An 18,437-nucleotide genomic window follows, 5' to 3' on the forward strand; every position below is an offset into this window, starting at 1 on the left:
GCGAACGATGACGCTGCGGCACTTCGGCTGGTTCCTCGGGGCGGGCTTCGGCGTGCAGGGCTGGGGCGACACGACGTACGGCATCGGCTACGACTGGAAGCAGCCGGGCGTCTACCAGGACGCGGTGCGCGCGTTCGAGGCGGCCGGCCTCGACCTGCTCGTGATCGAGGACGGCGTCGCCGTGCCCGACACGTACCGCGGGACCGCCGAGGTGAACCTCGCCGCAGCCCGGTTCGTGCCGAAGCACGACCCGCTCCCGCTCGTGCCGTACCTCCTCGGCGCCACGAGCCGCATCGGCATCGTGCCGACGATCTCGGCGAGCTTCACCGAGCCGTACACCGCGGCCCGGCAGCTCGCGACGCTGCAGCACTTCGCGCAGAACCGGCTCGGGTTCAACGTCGTCACCTCGGGCAGCGACCTCGCGGCGCAGAACTACGGGCTCGACAAGCAGACCGAGCACGACCTGCGCTACGACCGCGCCGACGAGTGGGTCGACGTGATCCGCGCGCTCTGGCGCAGCTGGGACCCGGGCGCGATCGTCGAGGACGTCGAGCACGGCGTCTTCGCCGACCACACGAAGGTGCACCGCATCGACCACGAGGGCCGCTTCTTCCGGGTGCGCGGCCCCCTGAACACCGTGCCGCCCGAGGAGGAGCCGGTGCTCGTGCAGGCCGGCGCCTCCGGCCGCGGCCGCGCCTTCGCCGGCAAGCACGCCGACGTCGTGCTCGCGCTCGCCTCGACCGCGGAGCGCATGAAGCAGCACCGCGACGACATCCGCGCCGTGGCCGCCGAGTCGGGCCGGGACCCGGAGTCGATCACCGTCCTCTTCGTCGTGAACCCCATCCCGACCGCGAACGCCGCGGAGACGGGCGAGGTGCGTCGCGCCCGCTCGCAGCTCACGCAGGCGGCGATCGACGAGCAGCTGCAGTCGATCTCCTACCTCACGAACACGGACTTCGCCCGGTTCGACCTCGACGCCCCGCTGCCGGAGCTCACGACGAACAGCAACCAGGGCACGCTCGACAACTTCGTCCGCAGCGCCCCCGCGGGCGCGACGCTCCGCGAGATCCTCGCCGCCCGGGCGAAGGCCGACGGGCTCGCCGTGATCGGCACCGCGGACGAGATCGCGGAGCACCTGGCGACGCTCGGCGACGAGAGCGGCGCCGACGGCTTCCTGTTCACCGGCCAGGTGCACCCCGCGCACGTGCACCGCACCCTCGACCCGCTCGTGCCCGCCCTGCGCCGGGCGGGCCTGCTCCGCACCGGGCTCTCGGACCGGGGCCTCCGCGCGAACCTCGCGGCGTTCTGACCGTGCCCGTCGTCCTCGGCGCCGACCCGCTCACCGCCGACCAGCTGCTCGACGTCGCCGACGGCGAGCCCGTGCGCGTCGGTCCCTCCGCGCGCACGCGGATGGCCGTGGCGCGGAACCTGCTCGAGGGCGCCCTCGAGCGCGGCGACGCGGTGTACGGCCTCACCCGCCGGCTCGGCGCCGGGCACGGCGACGCGGTCGCCGACCAGGCGGCGTTCCAGCGGCAGGTGATCCGCAACCACCTCGGCGCCGTCGGCGAGCCGGTGCCCGCGGTCGTCGTGCGCGCCGCGATCGCCGCGCGGCTCGCGCACCTGACGGGCGGCGGCTCCGGCGCCCGTCCCGAGGTCGCCGACGCCCTCGCCGCGCTGCTGAACGCCCACGTCGTGCCCCTCGTGCGCGACCGCGGCTCGGTCGGCGCCGCGGACCTGCCGCAGAACGCCGCGGTCGCCGCCGTGCTGACCGGCGAGGGCGAGGTGCTCCGCGCCGACGGCACGGCCGCACCCGCCGCCGAGGCGCTCGCCGCGGCGGGCATCCGTCCGCTCGCGCTCGCCGCGCACGAGGCGCTGTCGCTCATCAACACGAACGCCTTCGCGCTCGGCTCCGCCGCGGTGCTCGCGGCACGGGTCGAGGAGCTCGCTGAGGCGGCGGACCGCACGGTCGCGCTCGCGCTGGAGGCCGCGGCGCTGCACCGGCCCTCCGGCGACCTCGGCCCCTTCTCGGCCGTCGCGAGCGCCGACCGCGGCGACCTCGGCCAGGCGGCGTCCGCCGCGACGGTGCGCGAGCTGCTCGCCGGGTCGTTCCTCACCGCGGAGGACCGCGAGCGGGCGGTGCAGGACGAGCTCTGCTTCCGCTGCGCCCCGCAGGTGCACGGAGCGCTCGCCGACACCGCGGACGCGCTGCTCACCACGGTCGACCTCGAGCTCGAGGCACGGCCCGAGAACCCCCTCGTCGACACCGGCACGGGCACGATCACGGCGAACGGCAACTTCGCGCCGGTGCGGCTCGCGCTCGACCTCGAGCGGGCCCGGATCGGACTCGCACACCTCGCGGGCATCGCCGAGCGGCGCATCGCCGTGCTCTCCCGGCTCGCAGCGCGGCTGCGGGCAGCGGATCGCGCCGGGATGCCCGGCCTGCTCGCCTACACGGCGGCCGGCGACCTCGCCGAGCTGCGGGCCCTCGCCGCCCCGGTGACGCTCGGCGCCGCGCCGCTCTCGGTCGTCGAGGACTACGCGACCTTCGCGTGGACCGCCGCCGAGGCGGGGCACCGCGCCGCGGACCTCGTGCTCGAGGTGCTCGCGATCGAGGCGCTCCACGCCGCGTCGCTGATCCGCGGCGCCGAGCCCGCCGCGCTCGGCGCGGGGACCGCCCCGCTCGCGGCCCGGCTCGTCGCGATCATCGACGACGGGCTGCCGGCGGAGGCGCTGGTGCAGCAGGCGGCGGAGGCGCTGGCCGGGTGAAGCGCAGGTAGGACACCCGCTCCCAGTCGTCCCGCACGTCGAAGTCGGGCGTCCACCCGTGCCGGAGGTAGAGGGCGACGGCCTCCGGCTGCCGTGCGCCGGTCGTCAGCTCGAGCCCGGTGTAGCCGAGGGCGGCGGCGCGCTGCTCGAGCTCGGCGAGCACCCGGCCGGCGAGGCCGCGCCGCCGGTGCGCCGGAGACGTCCACATCCGCTTCAGCTCGGCGAGGGGCCGGCCGTCCGGCCCCGGCCGGCCGCGCTTGAGCGCGCCGCCGGCGACCAGCTCGCCGTCGTCGAGCAGCGCGACGAACGCGCCGCCCTGCTCCGGAGCGAACGCCGCCGCCGGGTAGCGCGTCAGCTCGGCGCTCGACGGGACGCCGTCGGTCGGCTCGTACCGCGCGTCGTAGTCGCGGGCGAGGTCCTCGACGAGCGGTGCGAGCAGCGGGTCGTCGGCGCGCACCCAGCGGACCTCGAGGGTCACGAGCCCGCCCCGCAGGCCCGGGAGACGGCCGGGACCGCCCACTCGGGCCGCGGCCGGTCGTCGCCGACGACCCGCCAGCCGTCCGCACCGCGCTCGTACCGGCCCCGGGGTCCGTCGGCGGCGAGCACGGACACCGCCGCGAGGAGCGCGTCGACGTCCGCGAGCGTGGTGCCGACGCCGAGGCTCGCGCGGAGGGCGGGGCGACCGCCCGTGAGGCGCTCGAGCGCCGGGTGGGCGCAGAAGCCGCCGTCACGGACGCCGATGCCGTGCTCGGCGGCGAGCGCGAGCGCGGCGAGGCGGGCATCGAGCCCGTCGAGCGTGAACGAGACGACGCCGACCGCGTCGTCGAGGTCGGCGAAGAGCCGCAGCACCCGCACGCCCGGTACGGCGGCGAGGCCGTCGACGAGGCGGTCGCGGAGCCCGGCCTCGTGCGCGGACCAGACGTCCGGGTCGAGCGCCGCGAGCTCGTCGAAGGCGCGGGCGATCGCGACGGCGCCGACGGTGTCCGGGGTCCCGGCCTCGTGCCGGGCGGCGCCGTCCCGCCAGTCGGCGATCGCCTGCGCGCCCACGAGACGGACCCGCTGCACGGCGCCGCCGCCCGCGAGGTGCGGCGCGGCGGCGTCGAGCCAGTCGGCGCGGCCGACGAGCGCCCCTGCGCCGTAGGGCGCGTAGGCCTTGTGCCCGGAGAAGGCGAGGTAGTCGACCCCGGTGGCGCCGAGGTCGATGCGGCGGTGGGGCACGAGTTGTGCGCCGTCGACGGCGACGCGCGCACCGGCGCGGCGCGCGAGCGCCACGAGCTCCGGCAGCGGCAGCACCTCGCCCGTGACGTTCGAGGCGCCGGTCACGGCGAGCAGCGCGGGCCGCTCGGCCGTGAGCGCGAGCTCGAGCGCGGCGAGCGTGCCGGCGAAGGTCTCGGCGGAGCGCACGACGACCGCCCCGCCGGCCGAGCGCGCCCACGGCAGCAGGTTCGCGTGGTGCTCGACGTCGAGCACCACGGTCGAGCCCGGCACCGCGCCGGCGAGCAGGTTCAGCGCCTCCGTCGTGCTCCGGGTGAGCACGACCGCGTCGTCCGGTCGTGCGCCGACGAAGGCGCCGATCGTGCGCCTGGCGGACTCGACCGCCCCGGTGGCGAGCTCGCTGCGCCAGCCCGCGCCGCGGTGCACGCTGCCGAGGTGCGGCAGCACGGCGGCGACGTGCGCGGCGACCGCGCTGAGCGCCGGTGCGGTGGCCGCGAGGTCGAGGTCGACCCCCCGCACCGAGCCGCCGCCGACGAGCGGCACCGGCATCCCCGCGCCGACCACCGGCAGCAGGGGGACGTCGAGGGCTGCGACCGATGCCGGCATGGCGCCACGGTAGGACGGGGAGCGGCGGCGCCGCGACGGGTGCCCGCAACGCGGCGCAACAGGGCGACGCGCCGCGACCCGGGAGGTCAGGCGAGCACGGCGAGCGCTGCCGCCACCACCTCGCAGGTGACCGGCAGGGGGCCGAGCCGTTCGCCGTCCGCGTACGCGACGGGCGTCGGGCCGGTGCGGTCGGCCACGTCGACCGTGACGACGCGGCCGTGCACGACGGCGACATGGTCGTCCGTCAGATGCGTGCCCGCGAACACCCGCGGCAGCAGCTGCAGCAGGCGGAACCTCGGCAGGGGCGTCGCGACGACGACGTCGAGCAGCCCGTCGGCCGTCGAGGCGCCCGGTGCGATGCGCATGCCGCCCCCGAACGTCGAGGTGTTCGCGACGGCGACGAGGACGGCGTCGACCTGCCTGGCGTCGCGGTCGATCGTGATGCGGTAGCGGTGCGGCGTGAGCCTCGCGAGTTCGAGCAGCACCGCGAGCACGTACCGCGCCTGCCCCCGCGGCCAGCGGAGCGTGTTGGCGCGCTCGTTGACCGCGGCGTCGAACCCGGCGGAGAGCACACCGACGAACCAGCGGCCGGTGCTCGTGCGCACCGCGTCGACCGGCTTCGTCGCGAGGTCGTCCGTGGCGAGCGCGGCGATGAGGCGCGCGCAGCACGCGTCGGGGTCGTCATGCGGGATCCCGATGCTCCGGGCGGCGTCGTTGCCGGAGCCGATCGGCAGGATCCCGAGCGGGATCCCGGAGCGGGCCAGCACGTTCGCGACGAGGTGCACGGTGCCGTCGCCGCCCGCGACGACGACCGCGCCGGGCGGGTTCACGTCGAGCCGCCGCCGGAGCAGCCGCTCGAGCGTCGGCGCATCGACGGCCTGCAGCCGCTCGACGGCGTGCCCGGCGGCGCGGAGCCGCTCGATCGCGACGTCGGCGAGCTCGGCGCGACGCCCCCGCCCCGCGGTGGGGTTCACCACCACCACGAGCTGCACCGCCACGCATGGAGTGTCCCATCCGTCGAGACGTCCGGGCGCGGTCCCCAGCGACGCCGCGGAAGACTGTCACCGTGCGCGCGATCGTCTACACCGAGGCCGGCGACGCCGGTGTGCTGCGGCTCGTCGAGCGGCCGGAGCCGACCCCGGGGCCGGGCGAGGTGCGGGTGCGGATCCAGGTGTCCGGCGTGAACCCCACCGACTGGAAGTCGCGGAGCGGCACCGCGCCCGACGACGAGCAGGTCCCGGACCAGGACGGGGCCGGGACGGTCGACGCCGTCGGCGCCGGCGCCCCCTTCGCGGTCGGCGACCGGGTGTGGGTCTGGGACGCCGCCTACCGGCGCCCGGGGGGCACCGCCCAGGAGCTCGTCGTCCTGCCGGCGCGGCAGGTCGTGCCGCTGCCGGACGCCGCGTCGTTCGACCTGGGCGCCGCGCTCGGCATCCCCGCGCTCACCGCGCACCTCGCGCTCACCGCGGGCGACACCGAGCCGGCACCGCTCGCGCCCGGCGCGCTCGCCGGCCGCACCGTGCTCGTCGCGGGCGGCGCGGGCGCGGTGGGGCACGCCGCGATCGAGCTCGCCGTGTGGGCCGGAGCCCGGGTGATCACGACCGTCTCCTCGCCGGAGAAGGCGCGGCTCGCGCGGGCGGCGGGCGCGCACGTCGTCGTCGACTACCGGCACGACGACGCCGAGGCGCGCATCCACGAGGCGGCCGCCGACGGCGTCGACCTCGTCGTCGAGGTGAACCCGCACGCGAACGCCGGCCTCGACCTCGCGGTGACGAGGCCGGACGCGACCGTCGCTGTCTACGCCACCGACCGGTCGGAGCCGATGTCGCTCGACGTGCGGCCCGCGATGACGAAGAACCTCCGCTGGCGGTTCCTCCTCACGTACACGGTGCAGGAGGCGGAGAAGGACGCGGCGGTGGCGGGCGTCCGCGCCGCCGTCGAGGCGGGCGCGCTCCGCATCGGCGACGACGCCGGCCTGCCGGTGCTCCGCTTCCCGCTCGAGCGCACCGCGGACGCGCACCGCGCGGTCGAGGACGGCGCGACGGGCAAGGTCCTCATCGACGTCACTCCCTGACCTCCTGCCACGTTCGCGGATCCGGATTTCTTTCGCGGATCCGGACTTCCGCAGCGACACGCCGGGTCGCGCGCCTGTGAGGACGGCGTGTCGGGCAGGAATTCCGGATCCGGGAGAATTCTCCGGAACCGCGAAATCCCGGGGTCACCAGGTCGTGCGGGCGCGCTCCTGCTCGACGACCTCGTCGAGGTCCGGGAGGCGCCGCATGCCGGCGAGCGCCCGCGTCATGCGCGGGTTGTCGCGGATCAGCGGCTCGACCCGGTCGAGGAACGCCCAGTACCCGGCGGTGAACGGGCACGCGTCCTCACCGACTCGCCGCCTCGGGTCGAAGCGGCAGCCGCCGCAGTAGTCCGTCATCCGGTTGATGTACGCGCCGCCGCCCGCGTACGGCTTCGTCGCGACGATCCCGCCGTCGGCGTGCAGGCTCATGCCGACCACGTTCGTGGGCATGACCCACGGGGTGCCGTCGACGAACATGCCGGTGAACCACTCCGTCATCTGCTGCGGCGACCAGCCGCGGATCAGCGCGAAGTTGCCGAGCATCATGAGCCGCTGGATGTGGTGCGCCCAGCCCCGCTCCCGCACATCGCTGAGGACGGACCTCAGGCAGTTCGCCTCCACGGGCTCCGGGTCGAGCTCCCAGAACAGGTCGGGCACCGGCTCGGTGGCGTGCAACCGGTTGCTCCGGCCCGTGTACGACTCCCCCAGGTGCCAGTACAGGTGCCACATCCAGTCGCGCCAGCCGATGATCTGGCGCACGAAGCCCTCGACCGACGCGAGCGGCGCGCGGCCCGCGGCGTGCTCGCCGAGCGCTCGCCCGACCACCTCGCGCGGGTCGAGCAGGCCGAGGTTCATCGTCATCGACAGCGTCGAGTGGCTCATCCGCCAGTCGGCGGCGAGCGTGGCGTCCTCGTAGGGCCCGAAGGCCGGCAGCCGCTCGTCGAGGAACCGCTCGAGGGCGACGAGCGCCTCCGCGCGCGTCGCGGCGAAGAGCCGCGGCCGGTCCTCGCCGGCGAAGCGCACGAGGCCGTCGGCCTGCCACCGGTCGAGGTCCTCGCGGACCTCCGCGTCGATGTCGTCCTCCTCCGGCGTCCACGCCTCGGGCAGCCCGAGCGTGTCGCGCCGCTTCGGGGGCGGCCGCCGGTTGTCGGCGTCGTAGCTGAAGCGCCCGCCGACGGGCTTGCCCTGCGGCGTCATGAGGATGCCCTCGCGCTCCCGCACCCAGCGGTAGAACGTGTCCATCACGAGACTCTTCTCGCTGCGGCCGCGGACCCACTCCCGGAAGTCCGCCTCGCTCGTCACGAAGCCGCGGCTCGGCAGCACCTCGGCGCCGAGCTCGCGCACGAGCCGCCGCCCGCGGTACGAGACCGGGTCGATCACCTCGAGGTCGCGCCCCTCGAGCACCTCGCGGAACCGCGGGGCCCGGACGTACTCGACGCGGTCGGCGAGCTCGGCCGCCCGGTGCCGCAGGGCCGAGAGGTAGAGGTGCGCCTTCGCGCGGTGCGTCGGCCGCCGCCGGAAGGCCGCGAGCGACTCGACGAGGAGGATCGGCACCTCCCCGTCGTCGAACGAGGGCCCGAGCTGCTCGGCGAAGAGGAGCCGCTGCCGCATGCCGCGCAACCTACCGCGCCCCCTCGGGGGCGCGCTGACCGGATCTCGCGGCGGGCTCGACCCTGCCGCTGCGGCAGTCCCTCGGCTCGATCGTGCTGCGCGCCGACGGCAGGGAGCGCCGCCGGACGTCCAGGCGGCGCTCCTAGCGTGCCGGGCATGCCGTTCCCGCTCGCCGACCTGCTGTCCCGCGCCTCGACCCGGCCGACCTCCGAGCCGGAGTGGGACGTCGACGCCGCCCCGGACACCCCCTGGCCGCTCGTCGAGGAGTGGCTCACCGCCGCGGTCGACGGCGGCGTGCTCGGCGCGGGCACGGCGGTGCTCGCCACCGCGACGGCCGACGGGTCGCCCTCGGCGCGGACCGTGCTCGTGAACGACGTCACCGAGAACGGGTTCTGGTTCGCGACGAGCGCCGAGAGCCCCGCCGGCCGCGACCTCGCGGAGAACCCCGCCGCGGCGCTCGTGCTCCACCTCCGCGAGCAGTCCCGGCAGCTCCGCGTCACCGGTGCCGTCGCGCGCGGCGACGCCGGTCGCGGCGCGGCCGCGTTCCGGGCGCGCGGCGGCCGGTCGCAGGCCATCACGCTGGCCGGGCGCCAGAGCGAGCCGCTGCCGGACGACGCCGACGAGCGCATCGCCGCCGCCGTGCAGCGCCTCGAGCAGGATCCCGGCTCGGTCGATCCCCGCTGGACCGCCTACCTCGTGGCACCGGCCGAGATCGAGTTCTGGCAGTCGCGGCACGGCACGGGCGAGGTCCGCCTCCGCTACGAGCGCGACGGCGACGCGTGGCGGCGGGCGCGGCTCTGGCCCTGAGCCCCGCCGGTCAGCCGTCCTGGCGCGTCGCGCGGAACGCGTGGGTCACGTACGGCAGCTCGACGAGCCCGTCCGCGTCGACCCGCTCCTCGGCGAGCGCCCGGACCCCGTCGAGGATCGCCGCGCGCCGCGGCTCCGGCGCCGTGATCACGGAGCTGCGCGACGCCGCCATCGCGACGAGCTGCTCGCTCGTGAGCCGGTTCGACCACGAGACCCTCCGGTGCTCGGCAGGCGCGAAGCCGGCGCCGATCCGGAGCCGGTCGTGCGCGATCATCTCCTCTGCGGCGCTCGAGGTCATCACCTCGCCGAGGCGCCGCACCCACGGGTCCCCCTCGTCGCGGATGTTCCAGAGCAGGCAGAGCGCCCCGCCGGGGCGGAGCACCCGCGCCGCCTCCGCGGAGGCGCGCTCCGGGTCGACCCAGTGCCAGGCCTGCCCGTAGGTCACGCGGTCCACCGAGGCGTCCGGCAGCGGCAGGGCCTCCCCCGTACCCGGCAGCGCCCGCACCCCGGGCAGCGCCGCGGTGAGCGCCGCGCGCATCCCGTCGTCGGGCTCGACGGCGACGACATCGGCGCCCGCGGCGAGCAGCGCACGGGTGAGCTTGCCCGTGCCGGCCCCGACGTCCGCCACGTCGAGGGCGTCCCCGCCGAGCAGCCAGGCGACGGCTTCGGGCGGGTAGGAGGGCCGGCCCACCTCGTACTCGGCGGCGGCCCGGCCGAAGGAGCGGGCCCGCTCGTCGGTCACGGGGTGACGTTCCACAGGTCGATCACGCGGTTGCCGTGCTCGTAGCCGAGGGTGCCGAGGCCGGCCGTCGAGAGGACGAGCCGCTTGCCGCCGTCCGCCGGCAGCCCGACCCACGCGGCGGCGAAGGCGCGGAGCACGTGGCTGTGCGCCACGCACAGCACGTCCTTCCCCTCGTCCATCACGGTCTCGGCGCGCGCGATGACCCGCTCGACGCGCTGCCGCACCTGCTCCGGCGTCTCGCCCGGGGTGTCGCCGGGCGGCGTCCCGTCGCGCCACAGGTCCCAGTCGGGCCGCTGCTCCCGGATCTGCGGCGTGGTGAGGCCCTCGTAGGCGCCGTAGTCGAACTCGGCGAGGTCCGGGTCGACCTCGATGCGGCCCGCGAATCCGGCGAGCTCGGCCGTGCGGATCGCGCGCCGCCGCGGGCTCGACAGCACGAGGCCGAAGTCGCGACCGGCGAGCACCGGCCGCACGGCGCGAGCGCGCCGCTCGCCCTCCTCGGTGAGGGGCAGGTCGGTGACGCCCGTGTGCCGTCCGTTCAGGCTCCACTCCGTCTCGCCGTGGCGGAGCAGCACGAGCTGCGGCGGCTTCAGCGGCGGGTAGGGGCGGTCGGGCATCGGTCGGCTCCTTCGCACTCGGGCTCGCCGCCGACGCTATCGGCGGCGGCTCGGAGCGCGATGCGGAGGCGACTCCCGGCGCACAGGGGCGGAGTTCGAGGCGTCCCGCGCCCGCATGCGTCACGATGAACCCGTGGCAGAACCGGAACCCCGCCCCACGCTCCTCGCCGTCGAGGACGACCCGCGCCTCGCCGCGCTGCTCGAGGAGGTGCTCGCCGAGCAGTACCAGGTGACGCTCGCGAGCACCGGTGAGGCGGCCCTGCAGGCGGTGCGCGACGGCGACTTCGACGTGCTCGTCGTCGACCGGCTGCTGCCCGGCGTCTCGGGCGTCGACGTCGTGCAGCGGCTCCGCGCCGACGGCGACGGCACGCCGGTGCTCATGCTCACCGCGCTCGGCACCGTCGCGGACCGCGTCGAGGGGCTCGACGCGGGCGCCGACGACTACCTCGTGAAGCCCTTCGACTTCGAGGAGCTGCAGGCGCGGCTCCGGGCCCTGCTGCGGGTGCACCCGAGCGGGCCGTCCATCGAGGTCGGCTCGTGGGAGCTCTTCCCCGGCCGCCGCATGATCACCTCGCCGTTCTTCGGCCGGGTGGCGCTCACCCCGCGCGAGACGGCGCTCATCGAGCTGCTCGCCGCGGAGCCCGACCGCATCTTCTCGAGGGCCGCCATCCTCCGGCACGTCTTCGGTGCGGGCGCGTGGCCGGGCACCGTCGACACCTACGTGCACGGCATCCGGCGCAAGACCGAGCGGGCGGTCATCGAGACGGTCCGCGGGCAGGGGTACCGCATCGGCGAGCCCTGACCGCCCTCCCCGCGGCGCGGGCGGCGGCACGAAGGATTGCCTTCCCTTGCTGGCGGGCGCGTCGATCCTCGTTCAGGATCGTCGGCATGAGCGACACGGTGTCGGAGGTCGCGCCGGTCGACGAGGCCGACGCCGCGGTCTCGCAGCGCGCGAACTGGCTGCGTGCCGGGGTGCTCGGCGCGAACGACGGCATCGTGTCCGTCGCGGCGATCGTCGTCGGCGTCGCGGGCGCGACGACGAAGGGCGGCCCCATCCTCGTCGCCGGCCTCGCCGCCCTCATCGGCGGCGCCGTGTCGATGGCGCTCGGCGAGTACGTCTCGGTCGGCAGCCAGCGCGACAGCCAGCGGGCGGCTCGCGGGGGCCGGCACAGCGCCGAGGACGCGAGCCCGTGGCTCGCGGCGCTCGCCTCCGCGGTGTCCTTCCTCTGCGGCGGCGTGCTGCCGCTGCTCGCGGTGGTGCTGCTGCCGGCCGCACCGCGCATCCCCGGTACCGTCGTCGTCGTGATCGTCGCGCTCGCCATCACCGGTGCGCTCGGCGCGCGGCTCGGCGGCGCCCACCCCCTGCGACCCACGATCCGTACCGTGATCGGCGGCGCGCTCGCGCTCGCCCTCACCTACGCCATCGGCCTGCTGCTCGGCACGAGCGGCGTCGTCTGAGCGCGCACCCGCACCGCGATCCGGCGCTGCTCGCCGTCGTCCTCGTCGGCGGCACCGTCGGCACGGCGGTGCGCGCCGCGATCGGCCTGATCCCGCTCCCCGCGGACGTGCCCATCGCCACGCCGGCCATCAACGTCGCCGGTGCGTTCGCCCTCGGCCTGCTGCTCGCGGCCCTCGCGCGGCGCGGCCCGGACACCGGGAGCCGGAGGACGCTGCGACTGCTGCTCGGCACCGGCCTGCTCGGCGGGTTCACCACCTACAGCACGCTCGCCGTCGACACCGCGGGCCTCGTCGGGGCGGGTGGTCTCGTCGCCGGCATCGGATCGGCGCTCGTCACCGTCATCGCGGGGCTCGGCGGCGCCGCGCTCGGCGACCGCCTCGGGCGCGCGTCGTGACGCCGCTGCTGCTCGCCGGCGTCGCGCTCGCCGGCGGGGTCGGCGCCGTGGTCCGGTTCGTGCTCGACGGCGCCGTCCGCGCGCGCACGCGGACGGCGCTGCCCGTCGGCACGATCGTGATCAACCTCAGCGGCTCCCTGCTGCTCGGCCTCGTCGTCGGGGCGACCGGCGCGCATCTGCTGCCCGACGCCGCTCGCGCGGTGCTCGGCACCGGCTTCCTCGGCGGCTACACGACCTTCAGCGCGTCGACGGTCGAGACCCTGCGGCTGCTCGAGCAGCGGCGGCTCGGATTCGCGCTCGTGAACGCGCTCGGGCTGCTCGCCGCGGCCACAGCGCTCGCGGGCGTGGGTCTCGCGGTGGGCGCCGCGCTCTGATCCGCTCCCGCCTCCCACTCCCCGAGCGGATGTGATCGGCAGGTTTCGGCGGACTGTCGGATCCCTTCGGAGCCGCGGCGTCGGCCCCCTCCGGCCGCTACCGTGAGGCGTGGCCGCCGAACTGACGCTCGGCGCCGAGGAGGAGCTGCACCTGCTCGACCTCGAGCGCTGGCAGCTCGCGGCGCAGGCACCCCAGCTGCTCGCGACCCTGCCCGTCACCGGCTACTCGGCCGAGATCCAGCGCTCGACGGTGGAGACGAACACGCCGGTCGTGCGCTCGCTCGACGCGCTCCGCGACGAGCTCGTCCGGCTCCGGCGCGGGGCGCAGGAGGTCGCCGCCGCAGCGGGCCTCGGCATCGCCGCGGTGGGCAGCGCGCCCGGCAGCGTCGCCGCCGACTTCGAGCTGACCGGCACCCGCCGCTACGAGCGGATGCAGGACCAGTACCGGCTGCTCGTCGACGAGCAGCTCATCTGCGGCCTGCAGGTGCACGTCGGCGTCGCCGACCGCGACCTCGCGGTGGAGATCCTGCAGCGGGTCGCCCCGCACCTGCCGGTGCTGCTCGCGCTCTCGGCGAGCTCGCCCTTCTGGAACGGGGTCGACACCGGCTACGCCTCGGTGCGGACCCTGGTCTGGCAGCGCTGGCCGAGCGCCGGGCCGACCGGGCCGCTCGGCTCGGCCGCCGAGTACGACGCGCTCGTCGACGACCTCATCGCCTCGGGCGTCGTGAGCGACCGCAAGATGGCGTACTTCGAGGTGCGGCCCTCGTCCCACGCGCCGACCCTCGAGCTGCGGGTCTGCGACGCCTGCCCGCTCGTCGACGACGCGGTGCTCATCGCCGGGTTGTTCCGGGCGCTCGTGCGCGCCGCGGAGCAGGACGTCGAGGCCGGGCTCCCGAGGGTGGACCGGGCGCTGCCGCTGCACCGCGCGGCGACCTGGCAGGCCGCGCGCAGCGGCCTCGCCGGCGCGCTGCTCGAGCCGTTCCCCTCCCCGCGTGCGGTGCCCGCGGCGGAGGCCGTCCGGAGCCTCGTCGTCCGGCTGCGGCCCGCGCTCGACGAGCTCGGCGACCGGGAGCAGGTCGAGGATCTCGCCGAGGCGGCCCTGGCGCGGGGCGGGTCGGCCGAGCGGCAGCGGCGCGCCTTCGCGCGCCGCGGCGACCTCCGCGACGTGGCGCGGCTCGTCGTCGCGGAGACGCAGGGCGAGGCCTGAGACGCAGCAGCCGGGCGGCCCGCGCCTACACTCCTGCCCGATGACCAGCGACCCCTCGGCGGCTGCGACGGCCCGCATCGACACGTGGCTCTGGGCGGTGCGCGTCTACCGCACGCGGTCCCTCGCCACCCAGGCCTGCAAGGCGGGGCACGTGAAGATCAACGGCGAGAGCGTCAAGCCGTCGCACATGGTCCGCGCGGGCGACGAGGTCCGGGTGCGCGTCGCGCACGAGCGCATCCTCGGGGTGAAGGGGATCCTGCTGAAGCGGGTCTCGGCGCCCCTCGCCGCCGAGGCCGTCGACGACCGCACGCCTCCCCCGCCGCCGCGCGAGGAGACCCCCGACCAGGTGCTCCGCGACCTCGCGAGCGGCCGGCCGACGAAGCGCGACCGCCGCGCCATCACGCGGCTGCGCGGCTACTGACGACCCGGCCCGCGATACTGGACGGATGGGCAGCGCCGCCGGGACCGTCTCCGTGCTCGACCTCTTCTCCATCGGGATCGGGCCGTCGAGCAGCCACACCGTCGGGCCGATGCGGGCGGCCTCCCGCTTCGTCGAGACCCTCCGCGAGGCCGGGCTGCTCCCGGAGGTCGCGGGCCTGCGGGTGGTGCTGCACGGATCGCTCGGGGCGACGGGGCTCGGGCACGGCACGCCCGACGCCGTCGTCGCCGGGCTGAACGGCTTCGCGCCGGAGACCTGCGACCCCGCCGTCGTGCGCGGTGCGTGGGCGGCGCTCGGGGACGGCGGCACGGTGACGCTCGCCGGGCGCCCCGTGCGGATGCGGCAGGACGACGTCGCGTTCGCGCCGCGGGACCGGCTGCCCGGCCACCCGAACGCCCTCCGGCTCACCGCGCTCGGCGTCGACGGGGCGGTGCTCGCGAGCGAGGTCTACTACTCGATCGGCGGCGGGTTCCTGCGGCGCGACGGCGAGCCCGGGAACGCGGCCGAGCCCGCCGCCGAGGGGGGCGGGCGAGGCGCGGGCTGGGCGAGCGCAGCCGAGCTGCTCGCCGACTGCGCGGCGCGCGGCGCCTCCATCGCGGCCCTCGCGCGGGAGGCGGAGCTCGCGCACCACGACGCCGCGACGCTCGACGCGGGCATCGCGCGCATCGCCGGCGCCATGCGCGACTGCATCGAGGCGGGCCTCACGACGACGGGTGTGCTGCCGGGCTTCCTCCAGGTGCAGCGCCGCGCGGCGGGCATGCGGGAGCGGCTCGAGCGGACGGATCCGCAGCGGCGCTCGGCCGACTGGCTGCCCGCCTACGCGCTCGCCGTGAACGAGGAGAACGCGGCCGGCGGACGCGTGGTCACCGCGCCGACGAACGGTGCCGCCGGGATCGTGCCCGCGGTGCTGCAGCACGCCCTCGACACCGGCGAGCCGGACCCCGACGCGGCGGCGACCTTCCTGCTCACCGCCACCGCGATCGGCTCGCTCATCAAGCGCAACGCCACCATCTCCGGCGCCGACGGCGGCTGCCAGGCCGAGGTCGGCTCCGCGTGCGCGATGGCGGCCGCCGGCTACTGCGCCGTGCTCGGGGGGACGCCGGCGCAGGTGGAGAACGCCGCGGAGATCGCGGTCGAGCACCATCTCGGCCTCACCTGCGACCCGGTCGGCGGGCTCGTGCAGGTGCCCTGCATCGAGCGGAACGCGATCGCGGCGGCCACCGCGGTCGCGGCGGCGCGCCTCGCCCTCTACGGCGACGGCCGGCACGTCGTACCGCTCGACGTCGCCGTCGAGACGATGCGGCAGACCGGCCTCGACATGAGCGACAAGTACAAGGAGACGAGCACCGGCGGTCTCGCCGTGAACCTCGTCGAGTGCTGACCCGGGGCCCCTGGCCGTCGTTCGGTCAGCTGCCGGGACGCTGGTCGTCGCGTGAGAGCTGCACCACGTCGAAGCGGTTGCCCTCCGGGTCCTCGAGCAGCCGCCAGTCGGCGTCGGCCGGCCGCTGCGGGACGTCGATCTCGCGGGCGCCGAGCGCGATCAGGCGCTCGACCTCGGCGGCCTGGTCGTCTGCGTAGAGGTCGAGGTGGAACCGCGGCGGCAGGTCGTACTGCGACCGCTTGCGGTCGAACGACAGGTTGACGCCGCCGCCCTCCCTCGGCCGCAGGCTCACCCAGTCGTCCTCGGGCTCCGCGCGGGGCACGTAGTCGAGCGCGGCCGCCCAGAACGCGACCTCGCGCTCGAGGTCGGTGACGCGCAGCACGACCGCGCCGACGGTGAGCGCCACCGGCTCAGTCGGGCTCGGCCGGGTCGAGCACCTCGTGCTCGTCCGGGTGCTCGGGGTCGTCGCCCTCGGCCTGGGAGGTGCGGCCCTCCGGCTCGAGCACGACCTCGGGCTCGGCGGCTGCCGGGTCCTCCCCCTCCGCCTGCGACGGATGGGCGAGGTCGTTGTCGTCGTTCGTGCTGAGCGGGTCGCTCATCGTCCCCTCCTCCTCGCGGCCGTCAGGCCGCGGCCTCCCGGAAGTCGTGGCGCGGGTCCTCGAGGTCGTCCATCGGGCTCAGGTCCGGCTTGCCGATCGCGTCGCCGATCCAGCCGGTGAGGATGCGCACCTTCCGGTCGAAGGTCGGCATCGCGAGCAGGTGGTACGAGCGGTGCGCGAGCCACGCCCACGTGTCCTTCAGCTGGACGCCCTTGATGTTCGCGGCGCCCTTCAGCACGCCGTACGAGGCGACCGTGCCGAGCGAGTAGTGGATGTAGGGGCGCACCCGACGGCGACGGATGGCCTTCGGGATGCTCTCGCCGAGCTGCACCGCCTGCCGCAGCGCGTTCTGCGCGTTCGGCGGGTAGTAGGCCGGCTGCGGCTTCGTGAGGTCGGGGATCTGCGCGATGTCGCCCGCCGCCCAGACGCCCTTCACCCAGCTGCCGTCCTCGCGCACGACCTGCATCTGCGGGTTCGCGTTCACGTGGCCCTTCGGGCCGCGCGGGATGTCGGTGTTGTCGAGCACCGGGTTCGGCTTGACGCCGGCGGTCCAGACGATCATGCCGAACGGGATGCGGTCGCCGTCGGACAGCTCGGCGACGTCGTCCTCGCACGACTTCATCGTGGTCTTCAGCCGCACGTCGATGCCGCGGTTGCGCAGCTCGCCGAGCGTCCACTGCGCGAGCTCGGGCCCGACCTCCGGCGCAACGCGGTCGAGGGCCTCGATGAGCACCCAGCGGGGCCGCTCGCCGGCGAGCGCGGGCTGCGCGGCGATCGCCTTCTTCGACAGGTCGGACAGCTCCGAGAGCGCCTCGACGCCCGTGTAGCCGCCCCCGATGAAGACGAACGTGAGGTACTTGCGCCGCTCGGCCGGGTCGTCCGTGGCGGCGGCGCGGGAGACGTTCTCGAGCACGCGGTTGCGGGTGCCGACGGCCTCCTCGACCGTCTTGAAGCCGATGCCGCGCTCCTTGAGCCCGGGCGTCGGGAAGACGCGGCTCACGGCGCCCATGCCGAGCACGACGTGGTCGTAGTCGAAGCGGCGCTCCTGGCCGTCGATCGTGCGCACGGTCGCGAACTGGCGCTTCGAGTCGAGCCCCGTGACCGAGCCACGGACGACCGTGGCGTGCTTGAAGGCCTGACGCAGGTCGACCGTCACGTTGCGCGGCTCGACGTGGCCGCCCGCGACCTCGGGCAGCAGCGGCTGGTAGGTCATGTAGGCCCGCGGCTCGACGACGGTGATCTCGAGCGGCACCTCGGTGTGCTTCTCGAGCGTCCACGTCACGTACAGACCGACGTAGCCACCCCCGAGGACGAGGATCTTCTGCGGCGGTCTGGGCATGGGGCTTCCTTCCGTCGGGCGATCCGCTCGCCGTCGCTGATCACCGTCTCACCGCTGCCTGGACGGATCCTCACGGCGAGGTCGCGGTGCGGGGACGAGGGGCTCGACGCCCTCGAGCTCGGGGCCGAGCCCGATGTCGACGAGGCGCACGAGCCCGGTGAGCCGCGAGGCGGGCGGCAGTAGCAGCCCCGCCTTCGCCGCGCCGAACGTGACCGTCACGTCGGCCGGCAGCACGGGACCCTCGACCGACCCGTCGTCCGGGTCGATGCCGCTCGGCAGGTCGACGGCGACGACGACGGGGCCGGGCAGCAGCGGCAGCAGCGCCGCGACGGTCTCGCGGGCCGGCGAGCGCAGCCCCGGGCCGTGCGAGCCGGTGCCGAGGATCCCGTCGAGCACGACGTCGGCCCGGCGGGCCGCGGCGACGACGTCGTCCAGGTCAGCGTCCGCGGGCAGCAGCGCGGCGCCCGCCGCGAGCGCCGCGTCGAGCCCCGCCTCGTGCACCGAGCGGCCGAGCCGTACCACGGTCGCGCTGCAGCCGTCGCCGAGCAGCTCCGCTGCGGCGAACAGGGCGTCGCCGCCGTTGCTGCCGCCGCCGACGAGCACGAGCAGCCGGCCCTCGTGGTCGGGGCGGCTGCCGAGCACCTCGCGGACGACGTCGGCGAGCCCGGCCGCGGCCCGGGCCATGAGCGGCACACCCGCATCGAGCAGCGGCCGCTCGGCGGCGCGCACCTGATCGGCGGAGAACCCGGCGGCGAGATCGACGGCCATGCCCCCATGCTGCCCGCAGACGCGGTCCGGCACGATGGGAGC

Annotated in this window: 21 protein-coding genes; 11 read left to right on the forward strand and 10 right to left on the reverse strand. The window is 76.0% G+C overall.

All coding sequences use genetic code 11. From position 1 onward, the window contains the following. The first annotated feature begins 7 nt into the window (after positions 1 to 7). On the forward strand, positions 8 to 1,309 hold the full coding sequence (locus QDR37_RS12355; RefSeq protein ID WP_279714077.1) for an NtaA/DmoA family FMN-dependent monooxygenase: 1,302 nt from the start codon (positions 8 to 10) through the stop codon (positions 1,307 to 1,309). 2 nt (positions 1,310 to 1,311) lie between these two features. Next, positions 1,312 to 2,766 (forward strand): aromatic amino acid lyase, encoded by a 1,455-nt coding sequence (locus QDR37_RS12360; protein ID WP_279714078.1) that lies wholly within the window; start codon positions 1,312 to 1,314, stop codon positions 2,764 to 2,766. Here the strand turns inward: QDR37_RS12360 and QDR37_RS12365 are convergent. The 3 genes from QDR37_RS12365 to QDR37_RS12375 all read right to left on the reverse strand — a co-directional run bounded on the left by QDR37_RS12365 (position 2,702) and on the right by QDR37_RS12375 (position 5,585). Continuing rightward, complete coding sequence (locus QDR37_RS12365; RefSeq protein WP_279714079.1) at positions 2,702 to 3,244, reverse strand: GNAT family N-acetyltransferase; 543 nt, start codon at positions 3,242 to 3,244, stop codon at positions 2,702 to 2,704. The two genes, QDR37_RS12360 and QDR37_RS12365, sit on opposite strands and share 65 nt — an antisense overlap. Continuing rightward, positions 3,241 to 4,587 carry an aminotransferase class V-fold PLP-dependent enzyme gene (locus QDR37_RS12370; protein ID WP_279714080.1) on the reverse strand — a complete coding sequence of 449 codons (1,347 nt, stop codon included), beginning with the start codon at positions 4,585 to 4,587 and terminating at the stop codon, positions 3,241 to 3,243. The genes QDR37_RS12365 and QDR37_RS12370 overlap by 4 nt, the downstream gene beginning before the upstream one ends. A gap of 86 nt (positions 4,588 to 4,673) precedes the next feature. After that, positions 4,674 to 5,585 carry a diacylglycerol kinase family protein gene (locus tag QDR37_RS12375; RefSeq protein ID WP_279714081.1) on the reverse strand — a complete coding sequence of 304 codons (912 nt, stop codon included), beginning with the start codon at positions 5,583 to 5,585 and terminating at the stop codon, positions 4,674 to 4,676. A gap of 68 nt (positions 5,586 to 5,653) precedes the next feature. On the opposite strand from QDR37_RS12375, the gene QDR37_RS12380 reads away from it, so the two are divergent. Further along, complete coding sequence (locus QDR37_RS12380) at positions 5,654 to 6,661, forward strand: NADPH:quinone reductase (RefSeq protein WP_279714082.1); 1,008 nt, start codon at positions 5,654 to 5,656, stop codon at positions 6,659 to 6,661. A gap of 144 nt (positions 6,662 to 6,805) precedes the next feature. On the opposite strand, the gene QDR37_RS12385 is transcribed toward QDR37_RS12380, so the two are convergent. Continuing rightward, on the reverse strand, positions 6,806 to 8,272 hold the full coding sequence (locus QDR37_RS12385; RefSeq protein WP_279714083.1) for a cryptochrome/photolyase family protein: 1,467 nt from the start codon (positions 8,270 to 8,272) through the stop codon (positions 6,806 to 6,808). A 156-nt stretch (positions 8,273 to 8,428) separates the two neighbouring features. Between QDR37_RS12385 and QDR37_RS12390 the strand changes: the two genes are divergently transcribed. Beyond that, entirely contained in the window at positions 8,429 to 9,079 is a 651-nt protein-coding gene (locus QDR37_RS12390; protein WP_279714084.1) for a pyridoxal 5'-phosphate synthase, read from the forward strand. Between the two features lie 10 nt (positions 9,080 to 9,089). Here the strand turns inward: QDR37_RS12390 and QDR37_RS12395 are convergent, their stop codons facing one another. Further along, positions 9,090 to 9,821 carry a class I SAM-dependent methyltransferase gene (locus tag QDR37_RS12395; protein WP_279714085.1) on the reverse strand — a complete coding sequence of 244 codons (732 nt, stop codon included), beginning with the start codon at positions 9,819 to 9,821 and terminating at the stop codon, positions 9,090 to 9,092. Next, positions 9,818 to 10,435: a histidine phosphatase family protein gene (locus QDR37_RS12400; protein WP_279714086.1), complete on the reverse strand. Its 618-nt coding sequence runs from the start codon at positions 10,433 to 10,435 to the stop codon at positions 9,818 to 9,820. The genes QDR37_RS12395 and QDR37_RS12400 overlap by 4 nt, the downstream gene beginning before the upstream one ends. 133 nt (positions 10,436 to 10,568) lie before the next feature. On the opposite strand from QDR37_RS12400, the gene QDR37_RS12405 reads away from it, so the two are divergent. From QDR37_RS12405 to QDR37_RS12435, 7 genes are all read left to right on the forward strand, one after another. Beyond that, positions 10,569 to 11,237 carry a response regulator transcription factor gene (locus QDR37_RS12405; RefSeq protein WP_279714087.1) on the forward strand — a complete coding sequence of 223 codons (669 nt, stop codon included), beginning with the start codon at positions 10,569 to 10,571 and terminating at the stop codon, positions 11,235 to 11,237. A gap of 86 nt (positions 11,238 to 11,323) precedes the next feature. Continuing rightward, entirely contained in the window at positions 11,324 to 11,893 is a 570-nt protein-coding gene (locus QDR37_RS12410; RefSeq protein WP_279714088.1) for a VIT1/CCC1 transporter family protein, read from the forward strand. A gap of 26 nt (positions 11,894 to 11,919) precedes the next feature. Next, positions 11,920 to 12,288, forward strand: coding sequence for a CrcB family protein (locus tag QDR37_RS12415; protein WP_279714868.1), 369 nt, complete (start codon positions 11,920 to 11,922; stop codon positions 12,286 to 12,288). Next, entirely contained in the window at positions 12,285 to 12,662 is a 378-nt protein-coding gene (crcB, locus tag QDR37_RS12420) for a fluoride efflux transporter CrcB (RefSeq protein ID WP_279714089.1), read from the forward strand. The genes QDR37_RS12415 and crcB overlap by 4 nt, the downstream gene beginning before the upstream one ends. 109 nt (positions 12,663 to 12,771) lie before the next feature. Then, a complete protein-coding gene (locus tag QDR37_RS12425) occupies positions 12,772 to 13,869 on the forward strand; it encodes a glutamate--cysteine ligase (protein ID WP_279714091.1) in 1,098 nt (365 codons plus the stop codon). 40 nt (positions 13,870 to 13,909) lie between these two features. Beyond that, positions 13,910 to 14,290, forward strand: a complete 381-nt coding sequence (locus tag QDR37_RS12430; RefSeq protein WP_279714092.1) for a S4 domain-containing protein — start codon at positions 13,910 to 13,912, stop codon at positions 14,288 to 14,290. 25 nt (positions 14,291 to 14,315) lie between these two features. Further along, positions 14,316 to 15,689: an L-serine ammonia-lyase gene (locus QDR37_RS12435; RefSeq protein ID WP_279714093.1), complete on the forward strand. Its 1,374-nt coding sequence runs from the start codon at positions 14,316 to 14,318 to the stop codon at positions 15,687 to 15,689. A gap of 25 nt (positions 15,690 to 15,714) precedes the next feature. Here the strand turns inward: QDR37_RS12435 and QDR37_RS12440 are convergent, their stop codons facing one another. The 4 genes from QDR37_RS12440 to QDR37_RS12455 are packed head-to-tail and all read right to left on the reverse strand — an operon-like array spanning position 15,715 to position 18,395. Then, on the reverse strand, positions 15,715 to 16,095 hold the full coding sequence (locus QDR37_RS12440) for a VOC family protein (protein ID WP_279714094.1): 381 nt from the start codon (positions 16,093 to 16,095) through the stop codon (positions 15,715 to 15,717). Between the two features lie 4 nt (positions 16,096 to 16,099). Continuing rightward, entirely contained in the window at positions 16,100 to 16,288 is a 189-nt protein-coding gene (locus QDR37_RS12445; protein WP_279714095.1) for a hypothetical protein, read from the reverse strand. Positions 16,289 to 16,310: 22 nt separating this feature from the next. Beyond that, positions 16,311 to 17,627 carry an FAD-dependent oxidoreductase gene (locus QDR37_RS12450; protein ID WP_279714096.1) on the reverse strand — a complete coding sequence of 439 codons (1,317 nt, stop codon included), beginning with the start codon at positions 17,625 to 17,627 and terminating at the stop codon, positions 16,311 to 16,313. Between the two features lie 48 nt (positions 17,628 to 17,675). Then, the gene (locus QDR37_RS12455; protein ID WP_279714097.1) at positions 17,676 to 18,395 is read right to left on the reverse strand and encodes an NAD(P)H-hydrate epimerase; all 720 of its coding nucleotides are present in this window, start codon (positions 18,393 to 18,395) and stop codon (positions 17,676 to 17,678) included. Positions 18,396 to 18,437 lie beyond the last annotated feature (42 nt).

It is taken from the genome of Amnibacterium sp. CER49, from assembly GCF_029846255.1.
Classification (GTDB): domain Bacteria; phylum Actinomycetota; class Actinomycetes; order Actinomycetales; family Microbacteriaceae; genus Amnibacterium.

Coding starts and splice junctions, on each gene's coding strand:
- QDR37_RS12390 (WP_279714084.1), top strand. CDS start 8,429: ATGCCGTTCCCGCTCGCCGACCTGCTGTCCCGCGCCTCGACCCGGCCG.
- QDR37_RS12370 (WP_279714080.1), bottom strand. CDS start 4,587: ATGCCGGCATCGGTCGCAGCCCTCGACGTCCCCCTGCTGCCGGTGGTC.
- QDR37_RS12450 (WP_279714096.1), bottom strand. CDS start 17,627: ATGCCCAGACCGCCGCAGAAGATCCTCGTCCTCGGGGGTGGCTACGTC.
- QDR37_RS12455 (WP_279714097.1), bottom strand. CDS start 18,395: ATGGCCGTCGATCTCGCCGCCGGGTTCTCCGCCGATCAGGTGCGCGCC.
- QDR37_RS12435 (WP_279714093.1), top strand. CDS start 14,316: ATGGGCAGCGCCGCCGGGACCGTCTCCGTGCTCGACCTCTTCTCCATC.
- QDR37_RS12430 (WP_279714092.1), top strand. CDS start 13,910: ATGACCAGCGACCCCTCGGCGGCTGCGACGGCCCGCATCGACACGTGG.
- QDR37_RS12385 (WP_279714083.1), bottom strand. CDS start 8,272: ATGCGGCAGCGGCTCCTCTTCGCCGAGCAGCTCGGGCCCTCGTTCGAC.
- QDR37_RS12355 (WP_279714077.1), top strand. CDS start 8: ATGACGCTGCGGCACTTCGGCTGGTTCCTCGGGGCGGGCTTCGGCGTG.
- QDR37_RS12445 (WP_279714095.1), bottom strand. CDS start 16,288: ATGAGCGACCCGCTCAGCACGAACGACGACAACGACCTCGCCCATCCG.
- QDR37_RS12410 (WP_279714088.1), top strand. CDS start 11,324: ATGAGCGACACGGTGTCGGAGGTCGCGCCGGTCGACGAGGCCGACGCC.
- QDR37_RS12400 (WP_279714086.1), bottom strand. CDS start 10,435: ATGCCCGACCGCCCCTACCCGCCGCTGAAGCCGCCGCAGCTCGTGCTG.